Source organism: Halobacterium sp. CBA1132 (assembly GCF_001485535.1).
Lineage (GTDB): Archaea > Halobacteriota > Halobacteria > Halobacteriales > Halobacteriaceae > Halobacterium.
Genome location: NZ_BCMZ01000001.1, coordinates 1088985 through 1103949, shown reverse-complemented (window position 1 = coordinate 1103949; position 14965 = coordinate 1088985). Strand labels below are relative to the sequence as shown.

Genomic DNA, 14965 nt, shown 5'->3' with positions numbered 1-14965 from the left:
CACTTTTCAGTCTTAACTAAACACGACCTGGGCAGTCATTATAGCATGGTTTGTGTCATCGGTTGTCGGCTTCCTCCCCGACCTCAAGGGTCGGGGCACCCTCCTCGTACCGCCTGTGAACGTCGACATCGACCAGGACACCGTCGACACCATCAACGACGGCCGCGCGCCGATTCACGAGCCCGGGCTCGAGGAGCGCATCGCCGAGCACGCGGGCGACCGGCTGCGCGCGACGACGGACTACGACGCGGTACGCGAGACGGACGTGACCTTCCTCGCGCTCCCAACACCATCCGAGGAAGACGGCCGCATCGACACCTCGATTATGCAGGCTGGCGCCGAGTCGCTCGGCGAGGCGCTCGCCGGTAAGGACGACCACGTCGTCGTCGTGAAGAGCACGGTCGTTCCCGGCACGACCGAGGACGTGGTCGCGCCCGCGCTCGAACGCGGTGGCTTCGACGGTGCGACGCTCGCGATGAATCCCGAGTTCCTCCGCATGGGGACCGCCGTCGAGGACTTCCTGAACCCGGACAAGGTCGTCTACGGCGCGACCGACGAGGCCGCCTACGACGTGCTCCACGACGTCTACGAGCCGCTCGTCGACGCCGCCGACGGCGACCCCGCGGTCGTCGAGACGGGACTCCGGGAGGCCGAGATGATCAAGTACGCGAACAACGGCTTCCTCGCGGCGAAAGTCAGCCTCATCAACGACATCGGGAACATCTGCAAGGAGTTCGGCGTCGACGCCTACGAGGTCGCCGACGCCATCGCGCACGACGACCGCATCAGCGGCCAGTTCCTCCGTTCCGGGGTGGGGTGGGGCGGGAGCTGTCTCACAGGCGACCAGCAGATTCTCGCCAAGGACGAAGACGGCACAAAGCAGCTGACGCTCGCCGACTTCTTTGAGCAGTACGTGTCCGGCGAGACAGTCGAGGACGTATCGGTTCTGAGTCGGACCGAAAGCGGCGAGTTCGAGTTCAAGCCGGTGCTTGCTGCGACGCGGCGGCAGTACGACGGCCAACTCCACACGGTCCGGACGAAGATGAACAAGTCGGTGACGGTGACCCACGACCATCCGATGGTCACGCTGGACGGCCACGAACAGGTTGTCCGCGAGGCAGCTGCACTCGACGAGGGCGACGAACTCCCCGTCATGATGGGGCTGCCGAGCGATCCGGTCGAATCGTTCGACCTCATCGACCTCGTGGAGTCGTCATCGGCCTTCGAGAACGACTCCGTCTACGTGAAACCGGAGTTCGAGCTGGAGACCGTCAAAGACGACGTCTACGAAGTCCTCAGGGAGTACAACCGGCAGTTCGACTATCACAAAGTGCACGACCTCGTTCAATCGAACTACCTGCCGCTCGACGTGTTCCTCGACCACGAGGACGAACTGCCCGTCGACCGGACCGAGGTCGGGCTGTACACGACACGCGGTGGCGGCCAGACCTACGTGCCCGCTGTTCTCCCGGTTGACGAGGACTTCTGGCGGTTCGTCGGCTACTATCTCAGCGAAGGCCACATCAACGACGACACCTCGGGACACGGGTCGACCACGCGACGGCGAGTATGCCTGAGTTTCCACCCCTCTGATGAGGCAGCGTACGTCGACGACGCCGAATCCTACTACGAAGACCTGGGAATCCGGTACCGGACAGAGACTCAGGAGACATCGACCCAAATCGAAGTGTCGAGCCGGATTTTCGCCGAGTTCATCGAGTGGCTCGGCTGTGGGACGGGATCGTACTCGGCTGCAGTCCCGGACGAAGCCTACCGCGCGACCGACGACCAGCGAATCGCGCTCCTCGCGGGCCTGTTCCGGGGCGACGGCCACGTTCACTACCCGAGCCACTCGAACGCGGTCGTCTACGACTACGGGTCGGTCAGTGAGGACCTCATCAACGGCATGCAGTTCCTCCTCCACAGCGTCGGCATCGTCCCGAGTTACAAGACGTCCGAGTCGGCCAAATCGACTCGGCCCGCACACTTCCTCCGAGTGAGTTCGAAACACCAGGTTGACGCACTCAAAGAGATGTTCCTCGACGACGAGCGCGACCGAATCGAGACGCGCCTCAGCGACACCCAGGACATCGCGCCAACTGGTCATACGGCCGATGGTGGGTTCACTACCGTCCCAGTCCGTGAGGTGACCGTCGAGGACGCGGACACAGACGTGTACTCGCTGGAAGTCGCAGACACGCACACGTTCGTCACCACGGACGGGCTCGTCGTCCACAACTGCTTCCCGAAAGACACCGCCGCAATCCGCGCAGCGGCCCGCGACGAAGGCTACGAGCCGCTGATGCTCGACGCCGCAACCGAGGTCAACGACCGCCAGCCGGAGCGCCTCCTCTCGCTGCTCGACGACCACGTCGACGTCGATGGCGAGCGCGTCGCCGTGCTCGGTCTCTCGTTCAAACCCGGCACCGACGACATCCGGAACTCCCGCGCCGTCCCCGTCATCGACGGCCTCCAAGCCCGGGGCGCGGACGTCGTCGCCTACGACCCGGTGGCAGCCGAGAAGATGGCGGAGAAGCGCCCCGATGTCGAATATACAGACAGTGCGGGAGCCGCGCTCGACGGCGCGTCCGGCGCCGTGTTCGTCACGGACTGGGACGAGTTCGCCGCGCTGGACGAGGAGTTCGACGGGATGGCCGAACCCGTGGTCGTCGACGGCCGGCGCATCGTCGAGCGCCGCGACGGCATCACGTACGAAGGACTGACGTGGTAGCCAGCCGGAACGAGTAGCGGCCCGTTCTACAGTCGTTCAGCGTCCACGCCGACGCCGGGGGGCGCGACGACGAGGAACTCCCGGAAGTGCATGAGCGTCCCGCCGGCGTCCTTGACGTCGCCCGCGAACCCGGCGGCGAGGTCGTTGAGGTCGCCGTCGACGGCCAGCAAGAGAACGTTGCCGTCGTTGATTTCTGCGAGCCAGTCGCCGTCCGGCGTCGTGCCGTCGAGGACGCCGAGGACGACGCTCCCGTCGAAGGACTCGGGGACGTCGATCTCCTCCTCGGCGTTCCGCAGGTCGAGGTTGAACCCGTCAGACATGGTCGTAGCGTGGGCGCCGCGGGGCAAAAACCTTCCCGACAAGTCGAGCGAGGCCGAGTCGTGGCGCCGCGCGCCTCAGTCGTCGTCCGCGGCGCACCGAACGTCTGCCCACTTGCCGTTCGATTCGAGGTGCGACTGGAGCGCTTCGGCGTACTGGTCGGCGAGGTCTCTGGATTCGGCCGCGAGTTCCTCGTGGTCGTCGTCGTCGCTGCCGAGGCCGAGCGCGTCCTTAATCCCGCCGACGACGCCGCCTCCGCTGTTCGACTGGGCGCCACCGCCGCCCATCGCCGACTGTTCGTCGACGTTCTGCATCTCCGGGAGCACGTGCTCGAGCTTCGACGTGTCCGCGACGATGCGGGCGTTCTCGGGGTCGTCGGCATTCTCGATGTCGAACTCGACGGCAGTCATCACGAGGCCCCACTGCGAGTTCGACAGCGAGGAGCCGCGTACTCGGTCCGTGAACTCGGTGTCGACGGCCATGCGCGCGCCGACCACCATGTCCTCCCAGTTGTCGGTCATGGCCGCGGCTACGCGATGGGCGTGCTTGTATGCTACGACGAAAAAACGAGCGTGGTATCTGTCGGACCGCGTCTAGAAGGCGCCGGTCTCGCCGGTGATTTCGGCGTGGAGTTCCTCGCGGAGCGCGCTGTGGACGTGGCAGATGTCCTCGGCGCGCTCGACGATGGCGTCGAACTCCTCGTCGTCGAGGTCCGCTTCGACGAGGATGTGGAAGCGAACCGCTTCGAGGTCGTCTTCGTCGTCGAGGTCGCCCTCGACGTCGACGTCTATTCGGCCGAGGTCGTCGAAGCCTTCCTTGTTGCCGCCGACGCGGAACGCCGGGACGAAACAGGACGCGTAGTCCGCGAGGAGGACGCCGTTCGGTTCGGGGCCTTCTTCCTCGGTCGCGTCGACGGTCAGTTCGTAGTCGCCGACGCGCGAACGCGTGACGTAGCCTTCCTCGGAGGTACTGGTGACTTCGATTGTCATTACGTACGTCGAGACTCGCGCCCGCGCCGTAAGCGTTGTTCTTTCGGTAGCCGCCACGTGAACGGGACGGCGGCGCCCGCGATTAGTAGCCTTCCGAGAGGTCGAACGTCTCGTCGCCATCGAGGACGACGACGTCGGCGTCGCTGCCGGTGGCTTGGACCTCGCGCTCGAAGTCGTCGGTATCGATTTCGATGGGCGGGAAGGTGTCGTAGTGCATCGGGAACGCGACGTCGGCGTCGAGCCAGTCGACGGCGACGGCGGCCTGCCACGGCCCCATCGTGAAGTGGTCGCCGGCGGGGACGGCGACGGCGTCGGGTTCGAGGTACGGCGCGATGACATCGCGCATCTCCGTGTGGAGGCTGGTGTCGCCGGCGTGGTAGAACGTCTCGCTCTCCTCGTCGGCGACCTGCGTGGGCTTGGTGTCCGAAATCACGTAGCCGGCGGGCATCCCGGCGGAGGTGCCGTAGCCGGTGTCGATGCCGTTGGAGTGGTCCGCGCGCACCATCGTCACGTAGGCGTCGCCGAGTTCGACGGTGCCGCCGAGGTTCATTCCGGTGGTGTTGTCGATGTCGTACTCGTCGGTGAGGTAGCCCGCGAGCTCGGGCGTCGAGACGAAGTGCGCGCCGCGGTAGCGGTCGACGTCCGCGATGTGGTCGGCGTGGCCGTGCGTGAGCAGGACGTGGTCGGGGTCCACTTCCTCGGGGTCGGTGTCGGTCTTGGGGTTGTCGAAGAACGGGTCGATGAGCAGCGTCGTCCCGCCGACGTCGACGCGCCACGTTGAGTGGCCGAACCAAGTGAGTTCCATAGCGAGTACAACTACTCGCGAATAACACATAAAAGCTCACCGCCCGGTGGATACTTCCGAGAGCGCGACGCGGCCACACGCATGGACGCCGCCCGCGACCCTCCCCGTGGAACCGCCGCGAGCAACCGCGACGGCTTGCTCGCGCTCGTGCTCGCGCAGTTGACGCTGCTGACGCTCGTCGCTGCCACCGCCCTCAACGCGCCCGGGATGCTGGTGATGGTGGCGTACGCGTCCGCGCTGGTGGTCGGCCTCCCAGCGTTCGTCGTGGGAGCGGGGTTGCTCGCGCCGGGATTCGACTAACCGGCACACTTCGCAGCATACCCCCACCGTTAGGTGCGTCCGGGTTCGTCGTCCGGTATGAAGCAGCGACGACTCGGCTCGACCGGGTTCGACGTCAGCGAAGTCAGCCTCGGCACGTGGGAAATCGGCGGCGAGTGGGGCGACGTCGGCGAGGAAGAGGGCAAGGACGCCGTGCGCGCCGCGCTGGACGCGGGCGTGAACTTCCTCGACACCGCGGACGTCTACGGCGACGGGCGCAGCGAGCGCCTCATCCGCGAGGTGCTAGCAGAACGCGACGAGGACCCCGTCGTCGCGACGAAGGCGGGCCGCCGCCTCGACCCGCACGAGGCCGACCGCTACACGCACGAGAACCTCGAACGGTTCGTCGACCGCTCCCGCGAGAACCTCGGCGTGGACTCGCTGGACCTCGTCCAGTTGCACTGCCCGCCGACGGACGCGTACTACCAGCCCGAGACCTTCGACGCGCTCGCGGACCTCCGCAACGCGGGGAAAATCGACCACTACGGCGTCAGCGTCGAGAAGGTCGAGGAAGGGATGAAGGCCATCGAGTATCCCGGTGTGGAGACCGTCCAGATTATCTTCAACCCGCTGCGCCAGCGCCCCGCCGAGCGCTTCCTCGAAGCCGCCGACCGCGAGGACGTCGGCGTCATCGTGCGCGTCCCGCTGGCGTCCGGTCTCCTCACGGGCGCCATCGACGAGGACACGGAGTTCCCGGAGAACGACCACCGGAACTTCAACCGCGAGGGCGACGCCTTCGACGTCGGCGAGACGTTCGCGGGCGTCCCGCTCGAACCGGGCGTCGCGGCCGTCGACGAACTCCGCGAGTACGTCCCCGACCAGCTCACGCTGCCGCAGTTCGCGCTCCGCTGGATTCTTGACTTCGACGCCGTCTCCACCGTGATTCCGGGGTCGACATCGCCCGAACACATCCGGAGCAACGTCGCCGCGTCGAACGCCCGGCCGCTCACGCACGAGGCCCATGGCGCCACTCGCGACGTCTACGAGAAGTACGTCGAAGAGCACGTCCACCACCGCTGGTGACGTAGCGCCCGCGCTCGTTTGCCGCACCCGGAACGCTTACGCGGCCACCCCGGGAAGCCGCGGGCATGCACTGGATGCGTTTCCGCGACCCGGCAGGCGCAGTACGACGCGGCGAGTACGAGGACGGCACCGTCTCCTTCGGCGGACGAACGTACGACGTCGAGGACGTCGAGGTGCTGCCGCCGGCGGAGCCGTCGAAAATCGTCTGCGTCGGCCGGAACTACGCCGCGCACGCCGAGGAGCGAAACGCGGAAATCCCGGACCGGCCGCTGCTGTTCTTGAAGCCGCCGAACGCCGTTGCGAGCGACGGCGACACGGTGACGCTGCCCGGCGACAACTACATCGAGCACGAGGCGGAGGTCGCCGTCGTCATCGGCGAGCAGGCCCGGAACGTCGACGAGGAAGACGCGATGGACGTGGTGGCGGGCTACACCGCGGCCGACGACGTGTCGAACCGCACGGACCAATCCGAGGAGCAGAACTGGGTGCGCGGGAAGGCGTTCGACGGCGCGTGCCCGCTCGGCCCGGTGCTGGCGACGCCCGACGAAGTCCCGGACGACGCGAGCGTGGAACTGCGCGTGAACGGCGAGACGCGCCAGACCTCCTCCATCGAGCACTTCATCTTCTCCGTCCCCGAGCTCATCGCCGAGATCACGGAGTACATGACCCTCGAACCCGGCGACGTCATCATCACGGGGACGCCGGAGGGCGTCGACAAACTGGAGGACGGCGACAGCGTCGAGGTCGAGGTCGAGGGCGTCGGCACGCTCTCCCACGACGTCGAGCGCCGGTAGTCGGGAAGGACAACGCTGAAGATTAGGCCGGCCTAACATTCTCGCGAATGGAACTCACGCGACGGGACGTACTCGCCGCGCTCGGTGCCGTGGGTGCCGCGGGCGCTGGCGCGCTCGCGCTCTCCGAGAACGACGACACCGCAGTTGGCGACCACGAAGTAGCGACGCTCGCCGCGGTCGCAGGCGTCGTCTACCCCAGCGAGGTCGACGGCGTCGAGTCGTTCGTCCGCGAGTACAGCGCCGGCCGCTTCGCGGACCGCCCCGAGTACGCAGCGGGCGTCGCGGACGCCGTCGACGTCCTCGACGAGTACGGGCGGAACTGGTACGACGCGGCGTTCGCCGACCTCGACGCCGACGAGCGTGAGGAGGCGCTCTCCGGGATGGAAGTGGACATCGTCGACCCCGTGCCGGACGGCGACGAGCGCGAGCGCGTCCGCTACTACCTCGTGAACGAACTGCTGTACGCGCTGTTCTCGACGCCGACCGGCGGCGAACTCGCGGGCATCGAGAACCCGCAGGGCCACCCCGGCGGCACGACGAGCTACCAGCGGAGGCCACAGTGACGGGCGCGGACCGCCAGCCCACCGAGGGTGCGGACGTCTGCGTGGTGGGCGCTGGCCCTGCGGGCGGCCTCGTCGCGGACCGACTCGCCCGGGAAGGCTACGACGTGGTGATTTTGGAAGCCGGGCCGCGCTTCGACGAGAGCGACCGCGAGCAGCGCATGGAGCGCTCGATTCGGCCCGCGCACGGCCCGAACTCGGTGTGGGGGATGGGCGGCCCGCGGGACGCCTACGCGTCGACGGGCGACCGCCACTATCCCCTGAACGCGGCGCGCGTGAAGGGCGTCGGCGGGTCGACGCTGCACTGGCAGGGGATGGTGATGCGCCTGCACGAGCAGGACTTCGAACTCGAAAGTGCGACTGGCGTGGGCGCGGACTGGCCGATGAGCTACGACGACCTGCGGCCGTACTACGCCGACGCCGAGAACGAACTGGGCGTCGCGGGCGCCAGCGACAACCCGTTCGCGCCGCCGCGCGAGCAGCCCCACCCGCTGCCCGCGTTCCCGCCGAGCTACTCGGACTCGCTGTTCGCCGAGGCCTGCGAGGAACTCGGGATTACGACGCACTCGGTGCCGAACGCCCGGCTCTCGGAGTCGCGCAACGAGCGGAGCGCGTGCGTGGGGTACGGGACCTGCCAGCCGGTCTGTCCATCGGGCGCGAAGTACGACGCCACGATTCACGTTGCACGCGCCGAGCAACAGGGCGCTCGCGTCGTGGACCGCGCGCCCGTCCAGCGCCTCGAACACGACGACAGCGGCGAACGCGTGACCGCGGCCGTCTACGCGACACCGGATGGCACCGAACACCGCCAGGAGGCCCGCGAGTTCGTGCTCGCGGCGGGTGGCGTCGAGAATCCGCGCTTGCTCTTGCTCTCCGAATCCGAGCAGTACCCCGACGGGCTCGCGAACTCCTCGGGGCTCGTGGGGCGGTACTTCATGGACCACCTGTTCGCGGGTGCCGGCGGCACGCTCGACGAGCCCACCCGACAGAACCACGTCGGCTTCAACACCACGGAGAGCCACCAGTTCTACGACCGGCCGGACGACTCGCGGGGCGCCATCAAACTCGAATTCCTCAACTACGCCGGCCCCTCGCCCGTGGAGATGGCGCTGTCGGGCGACGACTGGGGTGACGCGATGCTGGAGCGCATCCGCGACGGCTACGGCACCCACGTCGCGATGGGCGCGCTCGTCGAGCAACCACCGCGGAAGGAGAACCGAGTCCGCCTCCACCCGGAGCGCACCGACGACCACGGGAATCCCGTGCCGGACGTAGTGTGGTCGCTGGACGAGTACACGCGCCGCACCATCGAGCGCGCGAACGAGATTCAGCGCGAGATTCTGGAGGAACTCGGCGCCGATATCGAGTGGACGGTCGGCCCCGACGCGACGGGACCGGCGTTCCACCACATGGGCACGACGCGGATGGGCAACGACCCCGAGACGAGCGTCGTGAACCCCCAACTGCGGACCCACGACCTGCAGAATCTGACGATTCCGTCGTCCAGTGTCTTCCCGACGGGCGGCGCGATGAACCCCACACTCACCATCGCGGCGCTCGCCCTGAAGGCCGCCGACCACGTCGCCGAGCGGTTGTAACCCGGCGGCGTTCCTCGCCCTCGTCGGTCGGGTCAGTACGTCCGCGGCGGCTGCTCGAGAATCTCGAAAATCTCGCGAGCGCGATACTCCTTGTTGCGGCCCTGCCGGGGAACCTCTTCGAGGACGCCGTCGTCGACGAGTTCGTTGATCGCCCGCGAGGCGGTGGGCTGCTCGACGTCGAATAACCGTTGGACGGTCTTGCTGGTGACGTAGGGCTGCTCGAAGAGCGTCACCGCGAGCTGGTTCTTCGTGTACGATTTCCCCCCGTACGATGCTTCGTATTCGCGGCGGAGGTCGGTGAGCGCGAGCGTCCGCTCCACTGATTCGCGGGCTTGGCGTGCGATGCCCTCGACGAAAAAGGAGAGCCAGGCTTCCCACTCGCCGTGGAACCGGATGGCTTCCATCCGTTCGACGTACGCGGCCTTGTTGCGGTTGAAGTACTCGCTGAGGTAGAGGTTGGGGCGTTCGAGGAGGTCGGCGTCGTACAACTGGAGCGTGACGAGGAGTCGGCCGAGCCGTCCGTTGCCGTCGCCGTACGGGTGGATGGTTTCGAACTGGTAGTGGAACAACGCGATGTCCACGAGTGGGTGGTAACTGCCCCCGGTCCGGTAGTAGGTGAACAGGCCGTCCATCAGGTCCTCGACAGCGCCCGGGGCGGGCGGGAGGAAGTCACCGAGGAAGTTCGGTTTCGTCTTGTACGCGCCGACGGTGTCGGTGTCGACGCGGTCGTCCGGAACGCCAGTGAGCAGGGTCTCGTGGAGGGCATGGAGCAACTCGACAGTCAACTCCTCGCCGTGGTCAAGCGCGTCGATACCGTCCTCGACTGCAGTCTCGTAGTTGAGGACCTCGCGGGTGTCCTTGGTTTCGCCCGCTGCAGTGGCTTCTGTCGGTTCCTCCCGGCCTTCGTCGAACGTACGGGTTTCGAGACTGTACAGCGCGTCGTAGTCGACATCGGCACCCTCGATTTCCGCGGACTCCATAGCCTCCTTGCGGAGCAGCGAGGTGTAGAGGACTGGGGGGAAGCCGAGTTCGCGGCTGACCCCACTGAGCTTGCCGAGCCAGAACGTCGCGTCCGCGAGCGCTTCGTAGAACTCATCGCCGAGTGTGAGGCCGCCGGATGGCGGGAGCGGCTCCGGCCTGTAGTACGACTCGCGGCCGTACGAGACGAAGTCGCCGGGCGCATCAGCATCCAACTCGGACTGCTGCATCGATACCTGAACGTTAGAGCGCACGGTGTATGAATCTGAGGGTGGTAGACGAATGAGAAGGCGGAGAATACGACGGCAGATTCATTTTAGGGTTCGAGATGTATCGTTCCGGGCCGCGAGAGGCGGGTCGCAGCCGAGCGGGCCGACCGCAGGTGGACACCCTCCTCGGAACACCGGGAACGCCGAGAATCGCGACGAGACCCGCTACTCGCCGTGGAGGTGGCCAGGCTGCCACTCGCCGTCGAAGTCCTCGTGGGTGAACGGCAGGGCGTCCTCGCCGCTGTACGACGCGACGAGCTGGCCGTCGCCTTCCAAGTAGTACTTGTACGTCGTCAGGCCTTCGAGGCCGACCGGGCCGCGCGCGTGAATCTTCCCCGTCGAGATGCCGACCTCCGCGCCGAGGCCGTAGCGGTAGCCGTCCGCGAACCGCGTCGACGCGTTGTGGAAGACGCTCGCGGCGTCGATGCCGCGCATGAACACCGACGCGGCGTCCTCGTCGTCTGTGAGGATGGATTCGGTGTGCTTCGACCCGTGCGCGTTCACGTGGTTGACGGCGTCGTAGACGTCCTCGACGACCTTGATGGAGAGTTCGAGGTCGCCGTACTCCGTCTCCCAGTCGTCGTCGGTCGCGGGCGCGACGTCCACGATGTCGCGGGTGGCGTCGTCGCCGCGCAGTTCCACGCCCGCGTCCTCGTAGCGCGAGACCATCCCCGGCAGAAAGTCCTCCGCGACGGCCTCGCTGACGAGCAGCGTCTCCACGGCGTTACACACCGCGGGGTACTGGACTTTCGCGTCGAAGGCCACGTCCTCAGCCATGTCGAGGTCGGCGTCGTCGTCCACGTAGACGTGGCAGACGCCCTCCGTGTGCCCGAGCACGGGAATCTGGGTGTTGTCCTGGATGTAGCTGACGAACGCCGAGGAGCCACGCGGCATCACGAGGTCCACTTTGTCGTCCATCTCCAGCAGCCGGTCGACGTCCTCGCGGGCCTCGATTAGCTGCGCCCAGCCCGTCGGCAGGTCCGCGGTCGCGTCCCGGATGATGTCGTAGAGCACGCGGTTGGACTCGCTGGCCTCGCTGCCGCCCTTCAAGATGACCGCGTTCCCGGACTTCAGCGCGAGCGCCGCGATCTGCACGAGCGCGTCCGGACGGGACTCGAAGACGGTGGCGACCACGCCGATGGGGACCGCGACCTTGTACAGTTCGAGGTCGTCGTCCAGTTCACGGGCCGCGAGCGTCTCCCCGAGCGGGTCGTCCTGTTCGGCGACGGACTCGACCATCTCCGCGATGCTCTCCAGTTTCGCGTCGTCGAGCTTCAGGCGGTCGACCAGCGCCTGCGTGTACTCGCCCTCCGCGAGCAGCTCCTCGCCGGCCGCGACGTCCTCCTCGTTGGCCGACAGAATCTCCTCGCTGTTCGCGCGAATCGCGTCCGCCATCGACTGGAGGGCGGCGTCACGGGCTGCCTCGTCGACGTTCGCGAGGTCGAGGGCCGCGCGCTGTGCCTCCGTCACCTGGGCTTCGGTGTCGCGCTCACTCATCGCTATCACCAGTCATGGGGACGAATAGCGTACCCACGGGCTTGGCAGTAGCGATTTTCTCCAGCACGTCGACCTCCGTGGACTCCGCGATGATCGCGGGGATGTCGTGTTCGGCGGCGGCGCGCGCTCGCTCGACTTTCGTTCGGATGCCGCCGAACTGCTCGGCGCCGCTCTCGCTGACCAGCTGCTGGACCTCGTCGTAGTTCTCGGCGACGGAGCCGATGCGCTCGGCGTCCGCGTCGTGTTTCGGGTTCGCGGTGTAGACGCCGCCCACGTCGGTCAGTGTCACCAGCAGGTCGACGTCGACGCCGATGGCCACCGACGAGGACAGCATGTCGTTGTCGCCGATGCGAATCTCCTCGGTGGCGACCGCGTCGTTCTCGTTGATGATGGGGACGATTCCCCAGTCCAGCAGCGTCTCGATGGTGTTGCGGGTGTTCGTGAACCGCTCGGGGTTCGAGAGGTCGTGCTCGGTCAGCAGCAACTGCGCGATTTTCTGGTCGTAGCGGTCGAAGCTCTCCGTGTAGTGGCGCATCAGTTGGCTCTGCCCGACCGTCGCCAGCGCCTGACTCTCCTCGACCGTCTCGACGTCCTCGTCGACGCGACCCGTCCCCGCGCCGACCGCGCCCGAGGAGACGAGCAGGACGTCTTTCCCGCGCTCGCGCAGGTCCATGATGTCGTCGACGAGTTTGTCGAGTTTCTCGCGGTCGAGGCGCGACTGGTCGTCGGTCAGCGAGTTCGTCCCCGCCTTCACGACGACGCGCTGGGCGTCGGCCGCGCGCTGGCGGGCCGCTGTCACCGCGTCGGTGTCCGCGGCCGCCGTCTGCACCTGCTCACTCATCCTCGAACTCCTCCGCGAGTTCACGGGAGCGACGCTCCGCCGCCTCGACGGCCGCGCGCACGGCTTCGTCGGCGTCGCTGTCCCACAGCACTTCCATGCCCTCGATGGTCGTGCCCTTCGGCGAGCAGACCGCTTCGATGAGTTCGTCGACGCTGCGCTCGTCCTGCAGCACCGTCTCCGCGGCGCCCTTGAACGTCTGCGCGGCGAGCGTCTCCGCCTGCTCCTCGGTGAGGCCGCTGTCGACGCCGGCGTCCTTCATCGCCTCGATGAGGTAGAACGCGAACGCCGGGCCGCTGCCGTTGACCGCCGTCGCGGTGTCCATCTGCTCCTCGTCGACGACGACGAACTCCCCGAGGTCGTCGAGAATCGCGCGCACGTCGTCGGTGATGCCCGCCTGCGTCGCGGCCGCGGCCATGTCGCCCGTCTCGGCGGCGAGGTTCGGCATGATGCGGACAACGTTGGCGTCGGTCTTCGCCGCGACGAACTCCCGGGGGACGCCCGCCGCGAGCGTAATCAGGGTCTGGTCGGCGCGCAAGTCGAGGTCGTCGAGCACCGCCGCGGCGACGCTGGGCTTCACCGCGAGCACGACGACATCGGCGTCCCGCGCCGCCGCGCTGTCCGTCGTGGTCGCGTCCGCAGCGTCCGCGACGCCTTCGAGCGCGTCGGGGTCGAGGTCGATTGCTGTTACTTCGTAGCCGCCGGCCTTCGCGAGTCCGCGGACGAACGCCCCGCCCATGTTCCCGCAGCCGATAACGCTGACGTGTTTCATCTTACCTCCACAGAGGGGACTGGGGGTCATACCGTCTACGCTTCCGACACAGCCGTCGCCCCGCAAGTAGGCTTTTGACGACGCCGCGAGAACGACAACCCGATGACAGACGACACCGACCGCTCGCTCTCGACGCTCGGCCGCGTCGCGCTGGGTCTCGGCCTCGCCGCGCAAGCCAGCGAGGACTTCCGAGACATGGAGGACTCCGTCGAGTACGCCGAATCCGCGGGCGTCCCGATGCCGGACGTGATGGCGCCGATAGCGTCCGGAATGATGGTCGTCGCCGGCCTCGGCATCGCGCTCTGGCGGCTCCCCCGGCTCGCGACGGGCGCGGCCGCGACCTTCCTCACAGTCGTCACCGCGACGATGCACGACTTCTGGAACGCCGACGAGGACGACGCCAGCGGCGAACGGCTCGCGTTCTTCGGGAACCTCGCGATGCTCGGCGGCGTGCTCGTCTTCCTCCGGGAAGCGTACCGCTCGGGCGACCAGTAGCGCCGCTCAGAATTGGAGGTGCGACGTCGAACTCGGCCCGCCGTCGTCCGCGTCGTCGCGTTTCAGCCCATCGTGGAGGTACTGCACGTCGTCGTCAGTGAGGTAGACTTGGCCGTCCTCGACGGTGATTTCCACGTCGACGAGCGTCGTGTCCGCGGCTTCGCCGTTGTCGCAGTGGCCGCTGCACGTGTCGAACATCGACCCGTGCTTCGGGCAGACGACCTCGCCGCCCCGGACGACGGCGCCGACGCCCTCGCGGTAGAGCCGCTGGGCCTCGTGTGTGCAGCGGTTCACCCACGCTTCGACGCCGTCCTCGCAGGGTACCAACAGCACCTCTTCGTCTTCGCCGTGCTCGTCTCGCACCGTGAACACCTGACCGCTCTCGTCGTGGACGTCCGCGACGCTCGTCACGCGGTAGCGACTCATTGTGTGCCACAGACCGAGGACGACGCTGTTAACTCTCCCGGTCGGGGCGGAAGCCACCGGGGAGCGGCCCGAAGTTTATACGCGATACCGACGTACGAGCAGGTATGAGCACGGGACGCGAGATTCGGCTCGTCGAGGAGGACGACGGCTGGTGGTCCGCAATCGACGAGGACGCCGGCGTCGCGAGTCAGGGTGAGACCCGCGAGGAGGCGCTAGCGAACCTCGACGAAGCCGTCGAAGCGACGCGCGCGGCACGCGAAGACGACGACGCGCCGCCCGAACCGGACGCGCCGTGGTTCGACGCCTGATGGCGTCACGGGACTTCTCCGGCGCCGACATCGTTTCCGCCCTCCGCAAATTCGGCTTCCACCACGACCGGACGACTGGCGACCACGCGATTCTGGTGTACGAGCATCCCGAAACGGGCGAGAAGCGAACTGTAACCGTTCCGTTACACGACCGCGTCCGTATCGGGACGCTCCAGAGCATCGCCGACCAGTGCGGGGCCGACGACTTCCACTCGTGGTGCGAGTGGATTGACGAACACTGCTAGC

The 14965-nt window shown here is 67.3% G+C and carries 18 protein-coding genes; 9 read left to right on the top strand and 9 right to left on the bottom strand.

The window, feature by feature from the left end; all coding sequences use genetic code 11:
- Positions 1-52: 52 nt before the first annotated feature.
- Positions 53-2731, top strand: a complete 2679-nt coding sequence (locus AVZ66_RS17035; protein WP_394326152.1) for a nucleotide sugar dehydrogenase — start codon at positions 53-55, stop codon at positions 2729-2731.
- Between the two features lie 26 nt (positions 2732-2757).
- Here the strand turns inward: AVZ66_RS17035 and AVZ66_RS05810 are convergent, their stop codons facing one another.
- The 4 genes from AVZ66_RS05810 to AVZ66_RS05795 form a co-directional block, all read right to left on the bottom strand.
- Positions 2758-3051, bottom strand: coding sequence for a DUF5779 family protein (locus AVZ66_RS05810; protein WP_058982709.1), 294 nt, complete (start codon positions 3049-3051; stop codon positions 2758-2760).
- A 75-nt stretch (positions 3052-3126) separates the two neighbouring features.
- The gene (locus AVZ66_RS05805) at positions 3127-3570 is read right to left on the bottom strand and encodes a DUF5799 family protein (protein ID WP_058982707.1); all 444 of its coding nucleotides are present in this window, start codon (positions 3568-3570) and stop codon (positions 3127-3129) included.
- A 72-nt stretch (positions 3571-3642) separates the two neighbouring features.
- Positions 3643-4038 carry an OsmC family protein gene (locus AVZ66_RS05800; RefSeq protein ID WP_058982704.1) on the bottom strand — a complete coding sequence of 132 codons (396 nt, stop codon included), beginning with the start codon at positions 4036-4038 and terminating at the stop codon, positions 3643-3645.
- Between the two features lie 82 nt (positions 4039-4120).
- Complete coding sequence (locus tag AVZ66_RS05795; RefSeq protein ID WP_058982703.1) at positions 4121-4843, bottom strand: metal-dependent hydrolase; 723 nt, start codon at positions 4841-4843, stop codon at positions 4121-4123.
- Positions 4844-4924: 81 nt separating this feature from the next.
- Here AVZ66_RS05795 and AVZ66_RS05790 point away from each other — a divergent pair, with 81 nt between their 5' ends.
- The 5 genes from AVZ66_RS05790 (at position 4925) to AVZ66_RS05770 (ending at position 9136) form a co-directional block, all read left to right on the top strand.
- Positions 4925-5143, top strand: a complete 219-nt coding sequence (locus tag AVZ66_RS05790; RefSeq protein WP_058982701.1) for a hypothetical protein — start codon at positions 4925-4927, stop codon at positions 5141-5143.
- Positions 5144-5200: 57 nt separating this feature from the next.
- Complete coding sequence (locus AVZ66_RS05785) at positions 5201-6184, top strand: aldo/keto reductase (protein WP_058982699.1); 984 nt, start codon at positions 5201-5203, stop codon at positions 6182-6184.
- Between the two features lie 65 nt (positions 6185-6249).
- Complete coding sequence (locus AVZ66_RS05780) at positions 6250-6978, top strand: fumarylacetoacetate hydrolase family protein (protein ID WP_058982697.1); 729 nt, start codon at positions 6250-6252, stop codon at positions 6976-6978.
- Between the two features lie 47 nt (positions 6979-7025).
- Entirely contained in the window at positions 7026-7541 is a 516-nt protein-coding gene (locus tag AVZ66_RS05775) for a gluconate 2-dehydrogenase subunit 3 family protein (RefSeq protein WP_058982695.1), read from the top strand.
- Entirely contained in the window at positions 7538-9136 is a 1599-nt protein-coding gene (locus tag AVZ66_RS05770; protein WP_058982694.1) for a GMC family oxidoreductase, read from the top strand. The genes AVZ66_RS05775 and AVZ66_RS05770 overlap by 4 nt, the downstream gene beginning before the upstream one ends.
- Before the next feature lie 32 nt (positions 9137-9168).
- On the opposite strand, the gene AVZ66_RS05765 is transcribed toward AVZ66_RS05770, so the two are convergent.
- The 4 genes from AVZ66_RS05765 to proC form a co-directional block, all read right to left on the bottom strand.
- Entirely contained in the window at positions 9169-10344 is a 1176-nt protein-coding gene (locus AVZ66_RS05765; RefSeq protein ID WP_082678778.1) for a Fic family protein, read from the bottom strand.
- Between the two features lie 204 nt (positions 10345-10548).
- A complete protein-coding gene (locus tag AVZ66_RS05760) occupies positions 10549-11880 on the bottom strand; it encodes a glutamate-5-semialdehyde dehydrogenase (RefSeq protein ID WP_058982692.1) in 1332 nt (443 codons plus the stop codon).
- Positions 11873-12721, bottom strand: a complete 849-nt coding sequence (gene proB, locus AVZ66_RS05755) for a glutamate 5-kinase (RefSeq protein WP_058982690.1) — start codon at positions 12719-12721, stop codon at positions 11873-11875. The genes AVZ66_RS05760 and proB overlap by 8 nt, the downstream gene beginning before the upstream one ends.
- Entirely contained in the window at positions 12714-13490 is a 777-nt protein-coding gene (proC, locus tag AVZ66_RS05750; RefSeq protein ID WP_082678777.1) for a pyrroline-5-carboxylate reductase, read from the bottom strand. Before proC ends, proB begins: the two co-directional genes overlap by 8 nt.
- Before the next feature lie 102 nt (positions 13491-13592).
- Between proC and AVZ66_RS05745 the strand changes: the two genes are divergently transcribed.
- Positions 13593-13985 (top strand): DoxX family protein, encoded by a 393-nt coding sequence (locus AVZ66_RS05745; RefSeq protein WP_058982688.1) that lies wholly within the window; start codon positions 13593-13595, stop codon positions 13983-13985.
- A 6-nt stretch (positions 13986-13991) separates the two neighbouring features.
- Here the strand turns inward: AVZ66_RS05745 and AVZ66_RS05740 are convergent, their stop codons facing one another.
- A complete protein-coding gene (locus AVZ66_RS05740; protein ID WP_058982686.1) occupies positions 13992-14411 on the bottom strand; it encodes a Rieske 2Fe-2S domain-containing protein in 420 nt (139 codons plus the stop codon).
- Between the two features lie 104 nt (positions 14412-14515).
- On the opposite strand from AVZ66_RS05740, the gene AVZ66_RS05735 reads away from it, so the two are divergent.
- Both AVZ66_RS05735 and AVZ66_RS05730 read left to right on the top strand, forming a co-directional pair.
- Entirely contained in the window at positions 14516-14719 is a 204-nt protein-coding gene (locus AVZ66_RS05735) for a type II toxin-antitoxin system HicB family antitoxin (RefSeq protein WP_058982684.1), read from the top strand.
- A complete protein-coding gene (locus AVZ66_RS05730) occupies positions 14719-14964 on the top strand; it encodes a type II toxin-antitoxin system HicA family toxin (RefSeq protein WP_058982682.1) in 246 nt (81 codons plus the stop codon). The genes AVZ66_RS05735 and AVZ66_RS05730 overlap by 1 nt, the downstream gene beginning before the upstream one ends.
- Position 14965: the final 1 nt, after the last annotated feature.

Coding starts and splice junctions, on each gene's coding strand:
- AVZ66_RS05800 (WP_058982704.1), bottom strand. CDS start 4,038: ATGACAATCGAAGTCACCAGTACCTCCGAGGAAGGCTACGTCACGCGT.
- AVZ66_RS05730 (WP_058982682.1), top strand. CDS start 14,719: ATGGCGTCACGGGACTTCTCCGGCGCCGACATCGTTTCCGCCCTCCGC.
- AVZ66_RS05805 (WP_058982707.1), bottom strand. CDS start 3,570: ATGACCGACAACTGGGAGGACATGGTGGTCGGCGCGCGCATGGCCGTC.
- AVZ66_RS05735 (WP_058982684.1), top strand. CDS start 14,516: ATGAGCACGGGACGCGAGATTCGGCTCGTCGAGGAGGACGACGGCTGG.
- AVZ66_RS05745 (WP_058982688.1), top strand. CDS start 13,593: ATGACAGACGACACCGACCGCTCGCTCTCGACGCTCGGCCGCGTCGCG.
- AVZ66_RS05795 (WP_058982703.1), bottom strand. CDS start 4,843: ATGGAACTCACTTGGTTCGGCCACTCAACGTGGCGCGTCGACGTCGGC.
- AVZ66_RS05785 (WP_058982699.1), top strand. CDS start 5,201: ATGAAGCAGCGACGACTCGGCTCGACCGGGTTCGACGTCAGCGAAGTC.
- AVZ66_RS05780 (WP_058982697.1), top strand. CDS start 6,250: ATGCACTGGATGCGTTTCCGCGACCCGGCAGGCGCAGTACGACGCGGC.
- AVZ66_RS05810 (WP_058982709.1), bottom strand. CDS start 3,051: ATGTCTGACGGGTTCAACCTCGACCTGCGGAACGCCGAGGAGGAGATC.
- proC (WP_082678777.1), bottom strand. CDS start 13,490: ATGAAACACGTCAGCGTTATCGGCTGCGGGAACATGGGCGGGGCGTTC.
- AVZ66_RS05740 (WP_058982686.1), bottom strand. CDS start 14,411: ATGAGTCGCTACCGCGTGACGAGCGTCGCGGACGTCCACGACGAGAGC.
- AVZ66_RS05790 (WP_058982701.1), top strand. CDS start 4,925: ATGGACGCCGCCCGCGACCCTCCCCGTGGAACCGCCGCGAGCAACCGC.
- AVZ66_RS05760 (WP_058982692.1), bottom strand. CDS start 11,880: ATGAGTGAGCGCGACACCGAAGCCCAGGTGACGGAGGCACAGCGCGCG.
- proB (WP_058982690.1), bottom strand. CDS start 12,721: ATGAGTGAGCAGGTGCAGACGGCGGCCGCGGACACCGACGCGGTGACA.
- AVZ66_RS05775 (WP_058982695.1), top strand. CDS start 7,026: ATGGAACTCACGCGACGGGACGTACTCGCCGCGCTCGGTGCCGTGGGT.
- AVZ66_RS05765 (WP_082678778.1), bottom strand. CDS start 10,344: ATGCAGCAGTCCGAGTTGGATGCTGATGCGCCCGGCGACTTCGTCTCG.